The sequence below is a fragment of the Micromonospora sp. ALFpr18c genome (assembly GCF_008868155.1).
In the GTDB taxonomy this organism is placed as follows: Bacteria; Actinomycetota; Actinomycetes; order Mycobacteriales; family Micromonosporaceae; genus Micromonospora.
Genome location: NZ_WBKR01000035.1, coordinates 1 through 21,395 on the forward strand (window position 1 = coordinate 1; position 21,395 = coordinate 21,395).

Sequence of the window (21,395 nt, forward strand, 5' to 3'; positions counted from 1 at the left end):
TGGCACCGACCGAAACCCACCGACCACGACACCCACTGGCGCAACTGGCGACGCCGCCACCAAGCCCGAGCACGCTGGTTCCACCAACGCACCCGACTCAACCGAGACTATGCCCTGGCCAACTAGCAAATGGCGGCTGCCGTACTAGGCGGCGTCATCAAGGGCTCGTGGCGTCGGATGATGGAGCGCGTGGTCCGTCGCTACGAGTTGTCCGACGTCGAGCAGGAAGCGCTGTCCAGGTACCTGCCGTCGGCGAAGAGGGCATGGTTGTGCATCTTCGAGGTCACGGCCTAGAGGACAAGGCTCACCTGGCGATACGCGTGATCTGATTCCGTGGCCGTCACAGTAGCCGTTAGTAGACGCATCCCCTGCTCGTAGAGGATGTAGTCCCGCTTGGCGCCCCTGACAGTCGTGACGGTATTCGCAAAAGCGTTGATGTACCTGTCTCGCGTGAGGGCCTCATTCAGCACGTCCTCGACGGGTTCGTGGTTGAGGTCGACGGCGACCACCGCCGGGCCGATCTCCTTGAGCTTCAGCATGTCCTGTGTGAGCATGTGCCATACCTCAGCAAAACCTGGGTCGGTGGCACGTGCGCCAAAGTATCGCAACGGAAAGCAGTGGCCGTTGATCAGGCCCATCTGACGGCCACCCAGGTCTACCTGCGTGATCATATATCCCTTGTCCGCCAGCAACCATGGCTCCCCGTCAGGGCCGGTGCCAGTCAAACCGGGATTGGGGAACTGCCTGTACACCCCGTTGCCGAGCGGAAATCGGGAGAGGACCGCCAGCGTAAGGCTGGCGTCTTCGGCTAGGTGCGAGGCGCTGGTCGGGAACGACAGCACGTGCGGATACCCCGCTTGGCGCGCCAGGCAGTGCGGCTGACTCTCGAAACGCCCGTGGTAGTCGTGAGCCTCCTGAAGGCAGACCACATCGGGGCCATGCCGCCGCAGTACCGATGCATAGTAGTCCGGCGAGGGGATTGCGCCATGCTGATGGGATGCGCCGAGAATCCCGCCCCCCATGTTCCAGGTCGCGAGCTTTATGAGGGATGCGGGTTTCACGGCTTCGCCCATTCGTGTAGAGGAGGTGAGACCTGCTCCATGCCCCGATCTCGAATTGCTGGCCATCCGCTTTTCGACCTCTTCGACACTGGACACGTGCAGCGTGATTGCGGCCTGCATTCGAATCGTCAAAATGCGAGATCACACCAAGGAGGGATCCGCGTCGGAATGCAGGACCGGCACGAAGTTCTGCGAAATCACAAATATTCAGGATGCTATCCCAGGGGCCGTCGAGCGTCAAGAATGGAGATCACATCCACCTACGTCGCGGTGTCGCTACCCGCCGAGCAGGCCCAACCCGCCAAGTTACGCGACCGCACCGGCTGCAGATAGCACATCCGGAGCCGCCCACATCCCAGCCGGGACGTCACGTTCCGTAAGGACCTCCACAAGCCGCGGATAGGCATCGGACCCGCCGTCCTTACTGCCCTGCCCAACACTTCAAGCCGCTGCCCCGCACGACGACGAGGCCAACCACCGCCCAGGCCAACCGTGCCACACGACATCATCGTCACCGTGACCAGCGCTTATCCCATTACGCATTGACCCTGGCGAGGTTCACAGTGGGCGTTGTAGGATCGACAAGCGGGTCAGATACGACGTTTGGGAGTGTTGCCGGCTGTGGGTTCGTCAAGCCCTATGCCAGCGGGCTTCGATACCAGGTTTGCCCTGCCGGGTCAATGAAGCCTGCCGATCGACACCCACGTCACACTGAGTAAACGGTGACAGTTGAGGCGATGGGAAGGCTTCCGGGCCGACACAGTTAAAAATGGCGTGTAAACAAAAACGGGGAAGTGCTGTTCATGCCTAAGCAAACTGAATCCGACGTAGAAGTGATCGTGACCTGGCGGGGAAACTATCGCAACCCTAACGGAGTAAATCCCAAGGCGGGTCGCGTTAACCTGAAAGCCGACGATCGTCTGGAATTTGGCATATCAAGCCGCACCGGGGAATTCCAACTCAATGTTGCACCAGGTTTCGGGGCGTTCGAGGTTTCAGACAGCCATCTCCTCCTCTCGAATTTCACCGCGTGCTCGACTTTTGTCATCGAGAACCTGGAGGGGGGTGCGGAGCTGATCAAAGCCCGCCCCCGGCGATTGGGCATGGTAATTCCATTTGAAATGTCTCGCATTCTAATTCCATCAGATTCAGGAATTACCGAACTTACTGTTTTTGCTCCGCCGCCGACCATGCTTACACCTGAGCGGGCCGCTACAGCGGTCGAATCGAACATGTTCAAGCTGGACACGACGAGCAAGTACTTTGCCGTGCTCGCTGCGCTCTGTGAGCCTCGATTGCGCGGTTCATCCATGGCGGCAGTGCCCTCCGTGCACGAGGTGGTCGAGAGGCTGAAGTGCACTGACCAGTTCAGAGGAGCAAACCGCAGCAGCATCAACTATCACGTCGAATATCTCGCCGATCAGAAGCTACCGATCAGCCGTTGGGCCAAGTATGTGGACGGAGGCCGTATGCACTCCAAGCGTGAAGCATTGGTCGCATTCGCCCTCAGGTTCGACCTGGTCCGCGAGGAACACCTTTCCCTGCTTCCTGGCGTCGTTCGTGATGAACCGCTGACGGAGTCGGCGGAAAATTTCGCGTTCTGCGACTGAGGCACGAAGGAACGGGGCCCAGTGCTGGGCACACCTGTGCGGAGGGGCCATGCCGCCGCAGCATCTTGCTCACCCCGCTGGGTGTGTAGTTGGCGTGCCACGTCCGTGTGATCAGCACGCCGATCCGTGCCAGCTTCCAGCACTGGTCCCCCTCGTTCCACCCCCGGTTGTGGGAGGTGAGGTGTCGCGACAGAGTGGCGGAACGATCCCTGCTCCAGTCACGTGCCGGTGTTCCGGGACCGGCTGCACGAGGAGCGCGCTCCAGCGCCTGGGCGCCGACACGGCGCCGGTATACCTGAGCTGTGGAGACTGGCCACGGTTAACGCATCGGCTCTGTATACCCCGTAAGGGAATCGAGCCCTCAGGGCACGTCGGCGATCGCAGGTGGGTCATCGAGCGGACCACGACCTAGCTCACCGGGTACTGCCGGTCAACCACCTGCGAACGCCATACCCGCACACCAACTTGACCCTTCTTGGCCTCACCTCAGCCCATCTGCCGTCACGTCATCTGAACGGCTGGAGTTCCAGGAGGGCCTCAATAGTATTGTCGTCGCAGGTCTCCCAGAAGCCGCCCACAACATCTTCGAGGTGGTCCATCGAGTCCGCCTCGAACAGGGTTTTCTGGTAGGTCGATATGTCATAATCGACGTCGGCCAGGCTCTTCAGATCCAACGGACGGATGTCAGCGCCGCGAAAGTGGTTCAGCTCTCCGTATGAGGAAACGATCGTAGCACCGTATGCCTTGGTCGTTCCCTGCTGTCGGATCAGTCCGCACTCAAGAGTAAACCAGAACACCTTGGCAATGAACTGCAGCGCCGCCTCACTTTCGGCTCGCGCGGCCGCCTCTCCAGCCAGGCGGTATAGACGGGCGAACCGCTTATCCCCCAGAACATTTCCGTGCCCGACAACATCGTGCAACATATCCGGGTCGGCAGTGTAGAAGGGCGTGCCAGGGTGCCTCAGGTATTGTGTGGAGTGAAAGACCGAACCTGCCAGGCCGTTGCAGAAATCTCGAAAAGGAACGAGCGCGGGTGCCGACCTGAACCGAAAGCCGGAAAGCGAATCGATACGTCTGCTGATGTCTCGCAGCTGCGGAATCCGTTCCCGTGGAACTGCGAGACCTTCCGCGGCTTCAAGGTACTCGTTCGAGGCGTCCGTGCGGTGGCGCGCGGCGAGTTTTTCGCACACCAGACGCCAGACCTCGTGCTCCTCCTCCGTGTACTTGATCGTGGGGATCGGATCATCCGGACCACAGCGATCCGCCAAGGTCGCTATTTCGGCACGTCGCGCGACATAGTACGGGTCGGAGGTCTCTATTGATTGTTCCTGCACGTACTTCTCAGCTCCTTAACACGGTTTATTCGAGCTCAAATATGAATCCGTTAGTCAACCCCTGCACCCGGTGCGTCTTCACCAGCCGCCAGCCGGCCTCGGGAAAGACGCCTTCCCAATCCTCCATCGTCGGCAGATAGACGCCCATGAGGTCGTGTCCGACTTCGAAGCCCAGGTTGAACATCGGGAATCGGTGGTCGGGCAGATCGGTCAACCGAGCGGTGTCCGCCAGTAGGAATCGGCGCGCGTTCGGAAATACCTCACGAAGTTTCCGGAAGGAGGAGATGCACTCCTCGCGCGGCCAGAAGTCGTGCGCCATCATGAAGCTGGTAACGAGATCGACGTCGACGAGTTCGGGACGAGGCTCGAGCGCGCGAGCATCTGCGATGCCGAACGAGATGCGATCGCCGAGCCCGGCCTCCACGGTGGAGGCCTCGGCGGCCTCCAGCGAACGGGCGGCGATGTCGAGCCCGATGCCCTGGACTCCGGCATGGCGTCGGGCGATCTGCCGCAGTCGTTCACCGCTGCCGCAACCGAGATCGGCAACCTTGGTGAAGGGGAAATCCAGACTCTCCATCACCGACCAGAAGAGAGGATCAAAGACCTCCGCATTGATTTCGCGGCAGGCATAACTGATCGCCGGCGCGTCTCGGGTGTAGAAGTCGCCGACGCGGTTGGCATTCTTCATGACCGTGGGCATCGCCGTAAACAAAGGCGCGCTACCGCGGCTGAGCCAATGAAAGAATGACTTAGTCTGGAACACTTCGTCAAACAATGAGCCAGGGAGGATGGTGTCGCCATCACGCTCGACGACGCCGACGCTGGCCAGCGCGGTGAACATGCCCCTCACCGACTGGACATGCAGGTCATGCTGCTCGGAGAAGTCGCGCGTATCGAGCTTGCCCTTCTCGCTCAGCTCATCGAGTGCGCCGATCTCCCATCCTGCGGCGATTGCCCAGGACGCGACTGCCGAGTTGAAGATGTCAGCCGCAGACTGCGAGGCGGCTCTGCGGTCTGCTTCCAGTTCAAGAGGATTCATTGTACGGCCTTCCCGTCACGCGATTAGAGAGAGTTTTGCCCGTCGCCTGGGTCCAGCGTTGTCTAGACCGGGCGGCGATCTAGAGAGGCGGGGAGGTTAGAAATGTGGCTCTTTTCCAGAAATCTAACGTGCCGTTCGTTTGCTTCGTCCCACGCCGGCGAGACAGTGAGAACCATCTCCATGGTTCCGAAATAGTAGATGCGCGTTTTCGGTGGAATGACGACCAGATCCATGGCGCTCACATCCAGGGCTTCGTCGTTGAGATAGAAGGTGCCAGAGCCGCTGATGATGTAAAGCGTGTACGTGCTCTTCAGGTTGTAGAACTCTTCAAAGTGACCTTCCGCGACACGGACATGGGCGACAGTCACAGAAGAATCGACCAGTCCGTATACGCTCAGGTCGACGCCGTGCTTGCTGAAGCGTGCGGCTGCCTCAGTTGTGTATTTGTATTGAGTCACGGCTTTGTGCTCCCGGCCTGGGGTCACAGCCAGCGGAGGAGCTGGGTCAGCTCCGCGCGCAGCTGTTGGACGGAGGGCCGCGCGACGTAGACTTGTCCGACTCCGCCCTTCTCGCTTACCGGGGTCGTGCGATAAACATTCGTCGAGTCCCGCACCGTGGGCCCTTGCAGGACGAGTGTGGCCGTCGGCCCGTCGTGCGAACGTGCGATGCTGTGGAGGACCCTGTGGTCAAGGTGGTAAATCGTGCCCGCCGGGACGATGGATTCGCACATCTGGGCCAACTGCCCGGTTCCCATGGGTTCCAGCGAGAAGAACTGGTCCGCCCGAACCGGGGTGTACTTGTAGTGGTGGTACTCCTCGCCGGGGGCGATCATGTACTCGCGGGCGTTGTACTCGCCGAGCAGCAGGGCGGTCGTGAAGTCCCAGCGATGCGAGTGGATGTCTTCCCTCGGCGGGCGATCCGACTCCGACTGTGGATGCCATACATGGAGGCGAAGCTTCCAGGCATTCTCGTCGCCGACCGCCAGAACAAGCTTGAGAAAGCTGTTGGCGTGATAATATGACCGCGCTGCGATCTCGGCGAGTTGACCGTCGTCCGATAGCGTCTGATCTATCAGATACCGCATCTCGTCGTGTTTGGCGAGGCTGCGGACCACTGCCCCGGCTCGCTCGGAGAGCTTGCCGTCGCCAAGGTGACCTGTCGTTTCCAGGTGGTCGCGCACCTCAGGCAGTAGCGTTCGCGCAAAGAGCTGTGCCATTAATCAGATCCTTCGTGCGATCGTCGGTTCCCATACGGGTTTGTCCAGTAACTGCCGCTCCCGGCCTGGCGGCTCCCCCGCGGCAGGCCGCAAAGGGAGCGCACTTAGATTTAGGCGAGCGGCGCGTCGGCCTCGCCCCAGCCGGGCTGGTGGGTAGCCGGACGACATCTCGGTCGGCAATTCTGAGTTTCACTTCACGGGCTATCACGGCCACGAGAAGGAGCCCAAAACTGGGTTTGCTCCGACGGGAGCTAGGTCGGATTGAACGTCTCCATGTGTGGCAGCCAATCTCTATCGCAGCTAGGTCATCTCATGCCGGTTTGTGCGAGGCCCTGAGCGGGGGCATTTCTTTGACTGTATGGAACTGCACACTAGCGACCCTCCGGCGGCAGGCGTACTGACATCAGTCAGGGCGATGGTGCTCCTCGTGGGGTGTGCGGGATCAGCGGCCGGGAGTGTGGGCGTTTACCTGGGCGTACTTCCACAGCTGAGACCGCTTCTCTAAACGGGAGGCGGCCCCGGACAGGGCAAATTGCATAGTCGGCAGCCGAGGTGCTGACCAGGAACTTCGAGGCGATTCCGGCCTCTGTGGAGACGTCGGCGCATGAGGCGGCGCCTATGATCATCGAGTTGCGGCGGTTCACGACCCGACGAGGACCCGATGTCACCTTCTCGCACACCCGCACTCGTCGTAGCCGCACCCGCCTCCGTCGCTGACGCGCCGCCAGTCACCGACGGGAAACACGACGGCCTAGCGCCGTCCTGACCCGGCTGGCTGGGTATCAGCACCCCTGCCGAGGTGAGCAGGCCGAGGCGGTACCACAGGACGGGATCGGCGGTTTCAGCCTATGTCTGCCCCCAACCCGGGGAGGGCTTCATGCACGGCTCGGTAGGCTCATGGCAAAGGTATCGAGTAGTTCCGCCGGCGCATTGAGGAATTGTTGGTGTGGGCCGTTGAGGAGCACGAACTTCGTGTCCCCGCAGGCCGCCCACCCGCCCATGCTCCGATGATCGACCTCGATGTCCTCGCTCCATCCGATCGTAACGATCGGCGTCATCAGCCGCTGAGGATTCGGCATGACGTACCGTTTGTTGGTGGCGATGTCCTCTTCGAGAATGTCCAGGTAGACGTCGCTGAGCTCGGGGATCGGGGTGCCGCCCATCGCTATGGTCATCTTGTCCAGCTCGTCGTTCAACTCGGAGCGGTTCATCACGAGCCATCGCCCGGTCGGGCCGTCCTGCGGTGCGACCTGCGACGAAATGAACAGGGAGCTCGGCGTCGGCCATCCGCGCCGCTCGATCTCTGCAGATACCTCATACGCCGCGAGCGCTGAACCGCAGTGGCCGAAAAACCCATAGGGGACGTCGAGGTAGGGCTCGACGGCGTCCGCCAGCGCCGCCGCCATCTCCTGGTAGGTGGCGAAGATCGGCTCGTTGAACCGGTTCTCCCGGCCCGGCGGTTGCAGGCGGCAGAAGTCGATTCCCTGATAGGACTCCGGCCAATTCCGGTACATCATCGCCCCGCAGCCGGAGTAGGGGATGCAGAACAGGCGCGCCGACGCGTCGGCCAGCGGCACACGCGGCAACCACTTGTTCGGTTTCAGTCTCGCGTTGACATCGTTCATCGCAGGTCCTCCGAGATGGCGTCGGTCACGAGCCTCATGGCAAACGTGTCGAGGAAGTGCCCGCCCTCGATGACGTTCATGACGAACGGACCGGTGGTTTCCTTGCCCCACGGCTCGATTTGCTGCGGCGTGGATTCTTCGTCGTCCACGCCGGCGAAGGCTGTGATCGGGATGTCGAGCAGCACGTCGGGTTGATACGTGTGCGTACTGAGCACGGTCAGGTCAGCGCGCAGGGTGGCCACGATTCCCGCCAACAGTTCGGGATCGTCGAGGAACTGGGCCGGTGTCCCTCCCAGCCTCTGCATGTACTGCACCAGGCCCTCGTCCGGGCCGTCCCAGCCGCGCACCTCGCGATCAAGGCTCGGCGCCGAGCTCGCCGAGACGTACAGCGCACGCAGCATCGGCAGCTCTCTCTCGCGCAGGGCATGTGCAAGCTGCCACCCGACCCGCGCACCCATGCTTGCCCCGAAGACGGCGACCGGCCGGTCCAACAGCGGCTCGACGGCATCGACGAGGCCGTCGACCAACTCGTCCATGGCGTGGAACGGCGGTTCGTCGATCCGGTTGGCACGGCCGGGCAGCTGCACCGCGATCGGATCGATCGACGGTGGCAGCAGCCGCGGCCACTCGCGGAACATCGCTGCGTTGCCGCCCGCGTGGTGTAGGCACAGCAGCGTGGTCGCCTCAGCTGCCGGGCTTTGAAATCGCTTGAACCAGCGATGTCCGTCGGACATGGAACCTCTTACCTTCCGGTCTTCCTCAGATACGGCGTGCCGTGATCGGCAGATGCTTGTAACCGGACACGAACGTCGAGCGCATCCGTACCGGAGTGCCAGCGAGCTCAAACCGGTGGTATGTGGTCAGCAGTTCTTCGAAGAGGATCTTCAGGGTGGTGCGGGCGAGCGAGTGGCCGACGCAGTAGTGCGGTCCCATCCCGAACGAGAGGTGCCGGTTCGGCTTGCGGCGCAGCTGGAACGTGTCGGGATCGGGAAACGCGTCCGGGTCTCGGTTCGCCGATCCGAACCAGACGACGAGCGGGTCGCCCTCCTGGACAACGGTTCCCCGCACCTCGACGTCCCTGGTGGCATGGCGCATGAAGTAGTTCACGGGCGCCGCGAGCCGCAGGGCCTCCTCGACCGCCGACCCGGTGACACTGATGTCGGCGGCCCACTCGTCGAGCAGCCCGTCCCCGATGTGCTCGGACATGACGTAGTTGGGCGAGTGCGGCGTTGTCACCGACGCGCCGAGCAGCACGCTGTAGCAGTTGGACATGACCTCGCCGGGTGCCATCGGGCGACCGTCCACCTGGGTGGTCATCAAGATACTGATGAGGTCGTCTCCGAGCTTGCGCCTGCGCTCGCGGTAGACCTCTTGGAAGTAGGCGAACAGCTCCCGGTGTGCGTTGTCCACCGTCGCCACGGCATCGCCGCTGCCGGCGTCCAGATAGTCGGGATCGCTGCCCGCGATCGATGCGTTGAGCAGGTGGCACAGCCGCGGCCAGTCCTCCCGGGGCAGGTCCATCGCGACGCCGGCCACCGCCACGGGGAGCATGAGCATGGCCTGGGCGAAGTCGAACGAACCGCCGTCACCGAGCGGCGCGAACAGCTCGCGCACCAGACCCTGGATCGCCGCGTGCTGGGCCTCCAGCGACTTGGGCGTAAGCGCCCTCTGCAGCCTGGCGCGCATTCCGGTGTGTCGCGGAGGGTCGGTCACCGGAATCTGACGGCCGCCCGCGGGGTCCTGGCTACCCAGGGTGTCGAGCATCGTTCCGCGTTCAGATGTGAACGTCTCGTGGTCGCGCAGGACACGGTCAGCGTCGTCATACTTGACCACGGACCAGAAGCCGCGGCGCTCGTCCACCTGCTGCCAGGTGAGCCGATCAAGGCCGCGCAAGTTGGCCCAGGTGGCACGGTAGTCACCGTCGCTGAACAGCACTGGGTCGGCGGGACCAAACGCCGCCGTGTGACTCACCGGGCATCTGCCCACCAGGCGGGCAGGCGTCTCCTCCAGATCGGTCATCTTCGTCACGCCTTTCCGACCTCGGCCGCAGCGAGATCCAGCCTCTGCGAGACCTCTTCGGCCAAAGCCTCGATGGTGGGATTCAGGAACAGGGTGCGCGCGGACATGGCCACCGTGAATCGACTCTCCAGTGCGGCCAGCAGGTCGGCCGCGAGCAGTGAGTGCCCGCCCAGTTCGAAGAAGTCGTCGGTGATGCCGATCGGCTCGATCTCGAGGGCGTCACTCCAGATCTCCGCCAGCTTCCTCTGGAGATCGTTGGAGGGCTCGACGTATTCGTTCCAGACGTTGCGCGGCATCTTGGCCGCGGGCAGGGCCGAGCGATCGACCTTGCCATTCGGGTTCAGTGGGATGTCTGTGACGGGGAAGATCCCCCATGGGACGAGGTGCGCGGGCAGTTTCTTGTGCAGGTAGTCGCGCAACTCGTTGCCCAGAGTGCTCGCTTCGTCCGCCAGGAGTTCCCCGACGGCAACGGTGGCGATGAGCCGGGCGTCGCCCGCACCGTCGGTGTGAGCGAGCACCACAGCCCGCTGCACCTTCGGATGGGACATCAGTTCCATCTCCACCGTGCTCGGCTCGACGCGGTAGCCGCGGATCTTGAGCTGTCGGTCGGCACGGCCCAGGAAGTCGAGGTCGCCGGAGTCGTCGACGACCACGAGATCGCCGGTCCGGTACATTCGGGCGCCGGGACTGGAGGGGTCGATGTCGGCGACGAACTTCTCCGCGGTGGCCACCGGCCTGCGCAGGTAGCCCGTGGCGACTCCGGGGCCGCCGACCCAGAGCTCGCCGACCTCGCCCGGCTTCACCGGCCGGAGCGCGTCGTCGAGGATCATGGTCGTAGTGCCTTCAATGGCCCGCCCGATCGACACCCGGGGACCACTGGGTGGCGTTCGTGACGTCCAGCAGGTCGTGTACGTCGTGTTCTCCGTCGGGCCGTAGCCGTTGGTGAAGATGAGGTGCGGGTGTGCTTCCATGAGCTGCCGGACGTGCGACGGCGACAGGACGTCTCCGCCGGCGAGGAGGTGGCGGACCCCACCGAGGCCGTCGAGATGGTGGTCGACGATCTTGTGGAAGAGCCCGGTCGTGAGCCACAGAACGGTGATGCCCTCGTTCTGTACCGTGGCGATGAGCTCGCCGAAATCGGCGTGGCCGGTGCTGGCCAGCGCGAGCCGGTTGCCGCGGATCAGCGGGGTCCAGATCTCGAAGGTGGAGACGTCGAACCCGACGCGGGTGAGCTGGAGGAAGACGTCCTGGGGCTGGACATCGATCCAATCGGGCTTGTTGATCAGCCGGAAGACCGCGCGGTGCGGCACCACGACGCCCTTGGGCTCGCCCGTGGACCCCGAGGTGTAGCAGACGTACATGGGGGTGTCCGCCGTGATCGGCGTCTCGTCGGCCGGCTCCGGCGAGAACCGGTCGGCGGTCTCGTCGTCGACGCACAGGATCTGGCCGATCTCCGGGACCGCGTCCGCAGTCTCGCCGCTGACGACGGCGAACCGGGCGGCGGAGTCCGCCAAGATGCGACGCCGCAGGTCGGGCGATTCGGTCGGGTCGAGATAGAGGTACGCCCCGCCGGCCTTCAGGATGGCCAGCAGCGTTGTGATGAGCGGCAATGACCGGCCGAGAACGACAGCGACGACGGACCCGCCGCCCACGCCTGCCGAACGCAGTCGGGCGGCCAGCGACTCAGCCTGCGTGTCCAGTTCCTCGTAGGTCAACGCGGTCCCTGCGTGGTTGACCGCCACATTGTGGGGCGTACGCCTGGCCTGGTCGGCAACCATGTCGTGGATGAGCGCTACCGGGTCGTGCTCAGGCGCGGTGCCTCGGGCACTCGCCGGCCGGATGTCGGACCACGTTGATTCGATGAATGCGTGGCACTCTTCGCGAGAGCCGGTCTGCCGTGCTTCCCGCCAACCGGTCGGGTACTCCAGCTTCGACGGCCACAACGAGTACTGTTCCTCGTCATTGACCAGGACCACAAACGTGCCGTTGGGATTGTCAAATTCGTTCAAGTTGGGACACCTTCCTCTGTGAGTCCTGCCTGCGGCCAAATATGGTCAGCACACGGTATGCACCCACCCGAACTCATCTGGAATGCGTCCGTACTGAATGCCGATCAACGCTTCGCGGAGCCGCATGGTGACCGGTCCGGGGCGGCCGTCGCCGATCGTCCATCCGCCATTGGCGCCGCGCACCTGTCCAACTGGCGCGATGACTGCTGCGGTCCCGCAGGCGAAGACCTCGGTGGTATTGCCGGTTTCACACTGTTTGCGCCACTGATCTACCGAAATGCGCCCCTCCTCGCAACCGAGGCCGAGTCTTTCGGCGAGCTGGAGCAGCGAGTTCCGCGTCACCCCCGGCAGTAGCGTTCCGGTCAACGCAGGTGTCATGAGCGTCTGAGAGTCACCGGCACCCTGGACGAAGCAGAGGTTCATCCCGCCCATCTCCTCGACCCACGTGTGCTCGACCGCATCCAGCCAGACGACCTGGTCGCAGCCGTTCTTCACAGCGTTTCGCTGAGCCAGGAACGCCGCGGCGTAATTGCCGCCGGTCTTCGCGGCACCGGTTCCGCCGGGCGAGGCGCGGCTGTATTCCTCGGACAGCCAGACGGACAGCGCAGACGGCCCGGTGCGTCCGTTGAAGGGCCCGGATACCGGGCTCGCGAAGACACAGAACAGATAGCTGTCGGACGGAAGCGTGAACCCCAGCGTCGGCTGGGTCGCGATCATCATCGGCCGCAGATACAGGCTGTTGCCCTCGCCGTCCGGCACCCATTCGCGGTCCTGCCGGACGAGCAGTTCAACGGCGCGGACAAACGTCTCCCGCGGGATCTCCGGCATCGCCATCCGACGGGCGGAAGCGTTGAAACGGGAGGCGTTGCGCTCCGGCCGGAAGAGGGCGATGGACCCACCTGCGTGGCGGTACGCCTTCATCCCCTCGAAGATCTCCTGCCCATAGTGGAAGACCGACGCCGACGGCAGCAGGGAGATGGGCTGAAAGGCCTCCACCCGTCCGTCGTGCCACCCGCGCTCCTCATCCCAGCGCAGAGTGATCATGTGATCGGTGAACACCTGACCGAACGCAGCGGTGTCGACCGCCGCTCGGCGCTCCGCCTCGGGCATCGGCTTCCGATTAGGCCTGATCTCGAAATCGACTATGGCTACTGCCCTCCTTCAGTAGTTCGGGTGAAAACGCTTCCTCCGACCCGAGAGCCGTCCAGGTCCGGCGTCGCGGGTATAGCGCTGACCGCCGATGCGCCGGAATCGCGTTACCTGCTGCCCTGTTCCGCGGACCGCTCGCAAAGCGCGGCCGACCCAGGTTCGGCCTCGCGCGAGGACGCGAACTTGAACAGCAACTCACAGGCGCTGCCTATTCGAAGGTGGACCCTCGCGCGTCAACGGACTCTGGATCAGCAGTGCATGGCCACCCGCCAGAAGAAAGCCGGTGTCCTCGTCGTCGTCGGCGACTCAAGAACTCCACGAAATGCTTGGAGTCAAGTCGAGTTGGAAGCTTCTCCACTGTCAGGCTGTGACGTGCCGGGCGTGAACACGAGGTCTCCCAGGTAAGGCGAAGGATGATGAGCAGGCATCCTTTAGGGATGGACGAAGGGAATCGTGGATCAGACTGAACGGTGCTCTAGCGGTCGGTCGCCATGAACTGAAGGGTGAGGCTATGCCACCGCCCGGACGCGTACGTACTGGCACTAGTCAGGGAGACTCCGTCGGAGGCCTTGTACCCGCAGCTCATTCGCCATGTCAGCACCTCAGGCCCAGCGAGTGCCTGGATCTTCCCTGACGCTGCCCCCGACTCCTGTTGTCTGTTAGGGCTTCAGGGGTTCGTGCACCGGTAATATAGGTCAGATTCTTCATGTGTCGGCAGAGCCGTAGTCACGGCCGAAAGGGGCATGCGTGGCAGGCAGACTCCCGTTGCTGAGCACACCTCGGCTTCGCGCTAACGGTGGAACGCTCCGGTCGACGAGTCGCCATAGACAGGCTCTTTCGTCTACCGACCTCTGCCTTGTCAGCCGCCGCTCTGAATCGGGTCCCACACTCGATCATGCTTCGAAATCCGACGCCGTCCTACGGTAACGCGTTGTCGCCCTTTTGGGCTGAGAGAAGGGTGGGGAAATGACTGTGGGCCGGGGTGAGGTCACGCGGGGTCCGACAGCGCTCGCTGAGATGGCCCGGCTGTCTGGGGAGTTCGCGGATAGGCACAATCTTGTTTATTGCGTGGCGTGGCTTGACGGGGCGTTGGACATCGGCGCCGTTCGTCAGGCGTGGCGTGGCGTCTGCCTGAGTCATGACGTGTTGCGTCGGGCGTACGTCTCGCCGGACGAAGCGTGCACGTACGACGACGTGTTGGGCGAGGTGGAGTTCTACACCGCTGATTCGGATATGGAGGCGCTTGAGACCGTACGCACGGTCACGACTCCGTTCGACCTCGCCGGTGTGGGTTTGTCGCGCCTCGCGATCGTGCAGCGTGACGAGCGTAGGCACCTCCTCGCGATCGTGCTGGATCACATCATCGTCGATGAGAAGACGTGGAAGCGTTTCATGGCGGATTTCGGCGTGTTCTATGAGCGCGCCACTCGAGGGGCGAGCGTCCCCGACAAGGTCGAGAAGAACGCGTATCACGACTTCACGTTGCTTGAGCGCCGCGAGTTGTCCGCTGCCTGGGGTGCGCAGCGGAGAGCGTTCTGGCGCTCCCAGACCGAGCGGTTCGGCACGTTCCCCCCGCCCTTTCCGATCACCTTCGAATCGGAAGGCGAATCGAGGCTCACGGTGGTGACCCACGCCCTGCCGGCGGACACGAAAGCGAGAGTGTCCGACATCGCCAGGCGCGCCCGGGCGACATCGTTCGTGACGGTGGCCTCCGCTGTGCTGTCAGGTTTACAGCAGGTGAGTGGCGCCCCGACCGTGGGAGCCACCACCCCTTACCACGGGCGCGTGCTGCCGGGCACATCCGACATCGCTGGCCTGTTCGTCCAGATGGTGCCCCTGCACCTGGCTGCGGGGTCGCGCAGTCCACTGGAAACAGTTCGGGAGGTCTTCTCGCACACCCTTGACGTGTTCGAGTACATCCTCCCGCTCCGGTCCGCCGGCAGACTCTGGAACGAGGAACTGGTCTCCACCGACCGGGCAGCCGGGGTGAACGTGGTCCTCGACAAACGAACGGTGGACCTCGGGGAATCGCTTCTTCCCGGAACAACAGCCGAGATCGTCTACCTCTACGTGCCGGGCGAGGTGACCTGGCCGCGAACCATCCAATTCAGGTGGGAACTAGATGGAACAGACCCGCAGGCCGTCGTCTCATACAACGAAAACTATTTTCCGAGCGACATCGTCGAGTCGCTGATCCAGGCAGCCGACAAATTCCTGCTCTCCGCCGACAACTGACCCGATCGCCGTCGGGATCGCCGCTCGCGAAACCAACCGGTCCATCCCCCGGCGCAGACCGACGGGATCCTCGCGCGTCGCTGGGGGGAAGGTCCGCGGTCCAGGGCTCAGGTGGTGATGCTGGTCAGGGCCGGTGGTCGGCGAGGCGGAGGATGCGGTAGCGGCTCAGGGTGACGAGCGGAGGCGCGGCTCCGAGAGACGGGCCTGGCGGTCAGCGCGAGCATAGGCATCCGACCGAGCAACACCGAGAGGGCCAAGCCGCCGCAGCGGGCTTACTCACCTCGCTTGGCGTGACGTTGGCGTGGCACACACCCGTGCGATCCGCGCCGACGTCCAGACTGGTCCACCTCGAAGCCGGTCGCCCCCCAGACCCGCGTCCAGCGATGCCTGGATTGTCTCCCGCTGCGGCTCCGACAGGTGCTCAGGCGAAGGCGAACCGGCCGAGAGCCATGCCCCACCCTGCCGCGCCGCCACCGGCTCCGCCAGTGCTTCACCGAACCTCTGGTGACCCGCGAACCCCTCCGCGGCCCGTGACGGGGCTGTTCCCACAGAACCCTCTCGGCAGGAGTGCGGCCTGAGCATCACGCGGGAGACCCTGACTGGTGCCAGTACGTATGCGTCGGGGGGTGTCATAGCCTCACCCTTCAGTTCATGGTGACCAGCCGCCGATGGGTCGTTCCAGACCGCTCTACCATCCCGCCATCCACCCTTAGAGGGTGCCTGCTCAGCATCCTTCGCCTTACCTGGGAGGCCTCGTGTTCACACCTGGCACGCCACAGCCTGGCAGTGGAGAACCGACCGACTCGGTCTGGCTCCAAGCATTTCGTGAGGTTCTTCCGTCCGAGGACATCAACGAGGACACCAATTTCTTCCAGGCGGGTGGCCACTCATTGCTGATCCCGAAGCTGTTGAACTGCTACGAATCGCGCTCGGGTTGGCGGCCGCCCGTCAGTCTCCTGTTCAAGTTCGCATCCCCGCGCGAGCTCGAGGCGGAGTCGGCCGCGCTTCGCGAGCGGACCGTGGAGCAGGGCAGCCGGTAGCGTGATTCCGGCGCATAGACGGCGACGCCCATTCCGGAACGCGGATCTGACGGCTGTCGGATCGGGAAGAGCGTCTCACATCAACGGTTGGAAGACAGCAACAGCCGTAGTCAGGTCGAGCTCTTAGCATAGCTGGTCATGATCATGGGGATCCGTAGCTCAGAGCGGCCTCGGGGAGCCAGCCGATGATCGCGTAGAGGCGATATGGGATCTGCTTGAGCCGGCGGCGGACGGGGCTTTGGACTGCTCCGATGCCGACGAGCAGGCCGTCCACGATGCCGAACTCAAGCAGGGGCAAGACTCGTCCATCTCGGGTGCCTACAGGGCAGGTGGAACACGTGCATTCAGGCGATGAGCTCGGGTGCCCTGCGGGTGGAAACGCTTCCCCGAACAGCAGGATCCGCCAACGCAAACCACATGCAGGCGCTGCGAGTCATGGCACTCAGATGTGGGCGGGGAACCTGCAAGGGCAGCGTCGGGAAATGAGTGAGCTTTCATTTTTGGACGCTTGTGCAGTGCCGCAGGGTCAACGGCTAGACACACTTGGCCCGCCATCACCATCACTCATTCTGACATGCGAGGTACGATGCGGGTAGTCGAAGACGGAACGCTCAGCGCGGCTCCGCAACAACAGCACAAGCGTCAAATCCATGAACTTGCACGGCGACTCAGTGATAGTCACAACCGTAGTCGAGATGCGTTGAGCCTGGTCCCGAGCGAGAACCGTCTCTCCCCTCTGGCGCAGTTGCCCCTGCAGTTCGATTTCCACAACCGTTACTTCTTCAATGAAGACCACGACCCGGATTTCTGGCAATTCAGGGGCGGGGAAAGCATTTCAGACATCGAAACAGAGGTGGCGTACAGCAGCCTGAGGGCGCTGTCTGACGCGCCGTTCGTCAACCTCCGCCCGGTTTCCGGGCTCAGCGCGATGCTCATCGCAATTGCGGGCATGGGCGGCGACCCGGGCAGCACGGTCGTATGCATCGACCCCGCGAGCGGAGGTCACTACGCCACTGCGGCAGTGATCAAGCGTTTCGGGTTCGTTCCTGCCGCCATCTCCGTTGAGGCAGGTGCGGTGGACCTGGTTGGCCTACGAAAAATCCTATCCTCACAAAACGTATCCCTGATTTTCCTCGACCTGGCTAACAGCCTGCATCTACTGGACGTCGCCGCGGTTGCCGCCTGCCTCGCTGAGCACAGCCCGCACACGTTGCTACACATCGACGCCAGCCACACCCTCGGGCTTATTCTCGGCGGTCAGGCGCCCAACCCCCTTGATCTTGGCGCCACCAGCTTCGGTGGCTCTACGCACAAGACGTTTCCCGGGCCGCACAAGGGCGTATTGTTCACCAGGCTGCCGCACGTGAGCCGGCTCATCAAGGACGCGCAGCGCGTCTTGGTAAGCAGTCACCATTTCGGTGCGACCCTGGCACTGGGTCTGGCCGCGCGCGAGTTCGAGCACTTTGGCCCGGCCTACTCTCGACAGGTCGTCGTCAATGCCAAGCGACTCGGCGCCGAGTTGGCGCAGCGGGGCTTTGATGTTGCCCGCCGCACGGACGGGTACACCGACAACCACATGGTCTGGGTTCACGTCGGGGATCACGCCGCAACCAACAAGCTCGCTGGAACCCTGGCCGAGGCTGGTATCCGGGTCAACGTCCAGACGGAGAATGAAATGCCGAACGTCTCCGGTTCCGTGTTTCGTCTGGGCACCAACGAGGTCACGTTCGAAGGCGCTTCCGAGACGTCCATGGCCCTAATTGCTGAGGCATTCGTGGCGGCCCGGGATGGCGCAGTCGATCGTGCTGCCATGAACCACTCACAGGCGCGGCAGGCGTTCGACAGTCCGTACTTCTACGCTGACGCGGGATGGCGACCCGCCGAGTCGTCCAAGCGGATCTGACTGCGACCCGGGCGTCACACCCACGTGGTAACCAGGAACTGGGGCTTGCCGCCCTCTCAAGACACCGCCACGTTCTCAGCTGCCGATAGTGCCAACGACTCGACATCGGAGCCAAACACGCTCAACTCGAATGGAGTGTTTTTGTCGGGGTGTGCAACGGCCCGGAGCCGGACGTCCATCAGGTTGGCTTGCTCTGGCGGCCAGGTCGGATACGCGAAGAACACCAACGGTGGAGTCAGCCCGTCGTCATGCACAACACGTGTCAGCACGTCTTCGGAACCGTCGGTTCGCAGCGCGACTCGAGGTACTGGACGGAACCCCATCGACAGCTTGTATGCCGCTAGGCCAGCCTTGGCGATGTGCCCATACAGGTTGGGCTCCCACCCCGCGCTGGCTAGTGGCAACCCGTGTGCTCGGGTGACATTCATCAAGGCAAGATGAAGTACCCGGGAGAGGCTGTGGCTGCCTCGCAGGCCGTTCCGTTCGCCGTACAGCCCGGCCGTGTAGACACCGCGGCGGTGATCGTTGAGCGTAACCATGCCGGCGCACATGTTTCCGTCGGGGTCTCGGATCACCAGCATCTCCACGTCCGGCCCGATGCCCACCACCTCTTCCGGCGAGTTCACTATGGGGGCCGCGAAGGCCATGCCGGCCAGGGACGCTCGGTACAGTGGCAGCCATTCTTCGGCCAGCGCATGCGTGATCTTCTCGACGTGCTCGAGCGTCATCGCGGAGGCCCGGAGATCCCTGAGTCCCTTTCGCACGGCGTACCGCGCTTTATGCCCTAGCCCTCCGACGTATTCCTCTTCGGATCCCTTTGGATCCGCGAGCCAGACGACATTGGTAGGTCGGAAGCGGAATCCCTCGGTCAGCCACTCGCTGCCGGATGCCGGCGGCGGCGCCACGTTGACGACGTGCAGGTCTTTGCGGAACCTGAGTGCCTTCCACGCCGAGTGGTCGTTCTCTGCAAGGGTAGCGGTGACCAGTCCCTCATGATGCTGCGGCACCCGTAGTCCTCCGGTATCTCATCGAATACATCAGGCCTCTTTTGCCGCCGTCCGTTGGCCGCCGAGTGCATACGCGATCGCCAGAGCCGCGCCGACCATCAGCACACCCCCGATGATCAGGGTTGTGCGAAGGCTCAGTTCAGCGCTGACAGGACCCACCAACACCTGTCCCAGCGGTACACCCACAAAGGATCCGAGGGCGTCGTACGAGTACACTCGCCCTAGCTTGTCCGGTTCGATCCTGTCCTGGAGGGTCGTCTCCCAGACGGTTCCGAAGATCTCCATTGACAGGCCTCCGACGAACGCGGCCAGTAGCAACACCGCGAATACCGGATAAACGCCTAGAGTGAGCGGCAGCGCGGCACCGAGGGGAAGCGCCAGGAGGCCAAGGCGCAGCGAGATTCGCCGGCCGCTTCTCATGATCAGAGCGGCCGCTACTGTCAAGCCGAAGACCTGGGCGCCGAGCACGAGGCCCCAGAGGTGACTGCCGAAGGTTTCCTCGGCAATGATTGGCCCCAGCACCGGGATGGTGCCGGAGTAGCACAGGTTCATCAACGTTGAGCCGACGATGGCCTGCCACAACCACTTTTGCTCCGAGAAGGCTACCCAGCCCCCGCGGACCTGGCTCATCAGCGATTCCTTCTTGGACGCGGTGCTGGCTGCGACCCGAACCCTTGAGAACAGGACTCCGGCGACGGCAAAACAGAACGCGTCGAAGGCGATCAGCCAGCCAGGGGCGGCTACGAGCAGGAATAGCGCGGCGAGTGCCCCGGATGTCACGGCGCACAGATTCAGGGTCAGTCGCATGGCCGCGTTGGCCTGGGGGCGCAATTCGGACGGGACGGTCTGCGGCAGTAGCGCCGACGAGGCCGGGGACGCGAACGCCGCACAGATCCCGTTCAGCAGGGCCAGTAGGGTCAGCGGGGCCAGGGAGTTGCCACCGGATAAGACGTACCACGCCACCAACGCTTGTGTGACCGCGCTGGCTGCACTCGACCCCTCGAGGACCAACCTCCGCGGGAACCGGTCGGCGAGGATTCCTCCGGCCAGAACAAACAGCAGGTTGCCGGCGGACCTCGCGCCGACAACGATGCCTATCGTGCCGGCGCTCCCGCCGGCATCGATGATGGCGAGTGCGAGTCCGATGGGCGCAACGGTGTTGCCCAAGATCGACATCGTGCGGCCCGCGAGGAGCCATCGGAAGGCGGCGGGAAGCTCGGCGAAGAGCCGAAGTCCTGGGCGTAGACGACGCCGGCGCCCGGGCTTCCAGCGCCCCGACCCATTGGGCGGCAGCCTGGAGGGCGCGGTCGTGGGCGCCGATGAGGGACTGGTAGGTAACGTCAAGCGCCTTCTCCGTCTAGGTGCCCATCAATGACCCACAACGCCACTCCGATGCCGGTCATCGAATTCCCGCCGATGCAAATAAGGCTCGCTCAGAGCGCACAGTCACGCGAAGCCACCTTTCTGCTAGCCCGAGGTTCTGCACAGTCGCCACAGGCGCGCCATGCCGCTTCCTTGGCAATTGCACGGATGCTATCGGCAGTCTCGGGATCGAACAAGATCCAAGAGCGGCGGCGAGTGGAGAGATCTTCAGCGAGTGATGTTTGCCTGCGCCAAATACCCCGTCCAAGTGAAGGATCATGAACCTGGAGGCAGTTTGGACCGACCACTCAAAGCCCTCCGAAGGTGCCCCGATTGAGGGGTCGTGGCCCGATAGATCTCAAAGTCGTCTGGGATACTAAACACAGCCTCCCATAGCCGTCAATCGGCGACCGAGGCGCTGGCGATGCGGTCGGAGCCCGCTGCCGTGCGCGGCACGCCGGCGGAACGCGCCGGTCGCGGAGGGCTTCGGGATCTCGCGGGAGGCCTGCGCAAGTGGCACGCCGGTTCGCTGCCGACCGGTGTGCGGGGCTGGCGGACAAGTGGGGCTCGGGGCCCGCAGAATGCAGCTGAGCAGGTCGAGGGACGGGGCACCACAACGCTGGGGCAGAAGCCTTCGTCGGAGTTTCGCACTGGTCGACCCGGTCACCGGCCACCGCGGTCGGGATGTCGTCATCGTGGCGCGCTGAGGCTGACCAGGCTCGCCCGAGGGCGAGCGGCTCGTGTCCCGCCGGCGGAGTGGGAGCCGGAGGCTGTGGCCGGTCACTG

Annotated in this window: 18 protein-coding genes; 4 read left to right on the forward strand and 14 right to left on the reverse strand. The window is 63.6% G+C overall.

Annotation, left to right across the window (positions count from 1 at the left end; all coding sequences use genetic code 11):
- Window positions 1–290: 290 nt before the first annotated feature.
- Complete coding sequence (locus F8271_RS09520) at window positions 291–1,181, reverse strand: endonuclease/exonuclease/phosphatase family protein (RefSeq protein ID WP_225854331.1); 891 nt, start codon at window positions 1,179–1,181, stop codon at window positions 291–293.
- A 674-nt stretch (window positions 1,182–1,855) separates the two neighbouring features.
- Here F8271_RS09520 and F8271_RS09530 point away from each other — a divergent pair.
- On the forward strand, window positions 1,856–2,671 hold the full coding sequence (locus tag F8271_RS09530) for a hypothetical protein (RefSeq protein ID WP_225854333.1): 816 nt from the start codon (window positions 1,856–1,858) through the stop codon (window positions 2,669–2,671).
- Here F8271_RS09530 and F8271_RS34130 read toward each other — a convergent pair.
- From F8271_RS34130 to F8271_RS09580, 10 genes are all read right to left on the reverse strand, one after another.
- Window positions 2,568–2,936, reverse strand: a complete 369-nt coding sequence (locus F8271_RS34130) for a winged helix-turn-helix domain-containing protein (RefSeq protein ID WP_151489357.1) — start codon at window positions 2,934–2,936, stop codon at window positions 2,568–2,570. The genes F8271_RS09530 and F8271_RS34130 overlap by 104 nt on opposite strands.
- Window positions 2,937–3,177: 241 nt before the next feature.
- Entirely contained in the window at window positions 3,178–4,005 is an 828-nt protein-coding gene (locus F8271_RS09540) for a phenylalanine 4-monooxygenase (RefSeq protein ID WP_151489332.1), read from the reverse strand.
- A 25-nt stretch (window positions 4,006–4,030) separates the two neighbouring features.
- Window positions 4,031–5,044, reverse strand: coding sequence for a class I SAM-dependent methyltransferase (locus F8271_RS09545; protein WP_151489333.1), 1,014 nt, complete (start codon window positions 5,042–5,044; stop codon window positions 4,031–4,033).
- 62 nt (window positions 5,045–5,106) lie between these two features.
- On the reverse strand, window positions 5,107–5,502 hold the full coding sequence (locus F8271_RS09550; RefSeq protein WP_151489334.1) for a cupin domain-containing protein: 396 nt from the start codon (window positions 5,500–5,502) through the stop codon (window positions 5,107–5,109).
- Between the two features lie 23 nt (window positions 5,503–5,525).
- Complete coding sequence (locus tag F8271_RS09555; protein ID WP_192580212.1) at window positions 5,526–6,260, reverse strand: hypothetical protein; 735 nt, start codon at window positions 6,258–6,260, stop codon at window positions 5,526–5,528.
- Between the two features lie 875 nt (window positions 6,261–7,135).
- On the reverse strand, window positions 7,136–7,885 hold the full coding sequence (locus F8271_RS09560) for a thioesterase II family protein (RefSeq protein WP_151489335.1): 750 nt from the start codon (window positions 7,883–7,885) through the stop codon (window positions 7,136–7,138).
- A complete protein-coding gene (locus tag F8271_RS09565; RefSeq protein ID WP_151489336.1) occupies window positions 7,882–8,619 on the reverse strand; it encodes a thioesterase II family protein in 738 nt (245 codons plus the stop codon). The genes F8271_RS09560 and F8271_RS09565 overlap by 4 nt, the downstream gene beginning before the upstream one ends.
- Before the next feature lie 25 nt (window positions 8,620–8,644).
- Window positions 8,645–9,904: a cytochrome P450 gene (locus F8271_RS09570; RefSeq protein ID WP_151489337.1), complete on the reverse strand. Its 1,260-nt coding sequence runs from the start codon at window positions 9,902–9,904 to the stop codon at window positions 8,645–8,647.
- Window positions 9,905–9,909: 5 nt separating this feature from the next.
- A complete protein-coding gene (locus tag F8271_RS09575) occupies window positions 9,910–11,952 on the reverse strand; it encodes an amino acid adenylation domain-containing protein (RefSeq protein WP_151489338.1) in 2,043 nt (680 codons plus the stop codon).
- A gap of 6 nt (window positions 11,953–11,958) precedes the next feature.
- On the reverse strand, window positions 11,959–13,059 hold the full coding sequence (locus F8271_RS09580; protein WP_225854343.1) for a branched-chain amino acid aminotransferase: 1,101 nt from the start codon (window positions 13,057–13,059) through the stop codon (window positions 11,959–11,961).
- 1,071 nt (window positions 13,060–14,130) lie between these two features.
- On the opposite strand from F8271_RS09580, the gene F8271_RS09585 reads away from it, so the two are divergent.
- Both F8271_RS09585 and F8271_RS09590 read left to right on the forward strand, forming a co-directional pair.
- The gene (locus tag F8271_RS09585; protein ID WP_225854335.1) at window positions 14,131–15,297 is read left to right on the forward strand and encodes a condensation domain-containing protein; all 1,167 of its coding nucleotides are present in this window, start codon (window positions 14,131–14,133) and stop codon (window positions 15,295–15,297) included.
- Between the two features lie 716 nt (window positions 15,298–16,013).
- A complete protein-coding gene (locus F8271_RS09590; protein ID WP_151489341.1) occupies window positions 16,014–16,337 on the forward strand; it encodes an acyl carrier protein in 324 nt (107 codons plus the stop codon).
- 142 nt (window positions 16,338–16,479) lie between these two features.
- Here F8271_RS09590 and F8271_RS32285 read toward each other — a convergent pair whose 3' ends face one another.
- Window positions 16,480–16,635: a hypothetical protein gene (locus tag F8271_RS32285; RefSeq protein ID WP_192580213.1), complete on the reverse strand. Its 156-nt coding sequence runs from the start codon at window positions 16,633–16,635 to the stop codon at window positions 16,480–16,482.
- A gap of 288 nt (window positions 16,636–16,923) precedes the next feature.
- Between F8271_RS32285 and F8271_RS09595 the strand changes: the two genes are divergently transcribed.
- Entirely contained in the window at window positions 16,924–18,240 is a 1,317-nt protein-coding gene (locus F8271_RS09595) for a hypothetical protein (RefSeq protein WP_192580214.1), read from the forward strand.
- 56 nt (window positions 18,241–18,296) lie between these two features.
- Here the strand turns inward: F8271_RS09595 and F8271_RS09600 are convergent, their stop codons facing one another.
- Both F8271_RS09600 and F8271_RS09605 read right to left on the reverse strand, forming a co-directional pair.
- On the reverse strand, window positions 18,297–19,247 hold the full coding sequence (locus tag F8271_RS09600) for a hypothetical protein (protein WP_151489343.1): 951 nt from the start codon (window positions 19,245–19,247) through the stop codon (window positions 18,297–18,299).
- A gap of 30 nt (window positions 19,248–19,277) precedes the next feature.
- Window positions 19,278–20,591: an MFS transporter gene (locus F8271_RS09605; protein ID WP_225854337.1), complete on the reverse strand. Its 1,314-nt coding sequence runs from the start codon at window positions 20,589–20,591 to the stop codon at window positions 19,278–19,280.
- Window positions 20,592–21,395 lie beyond the last annotated feature (804 nt).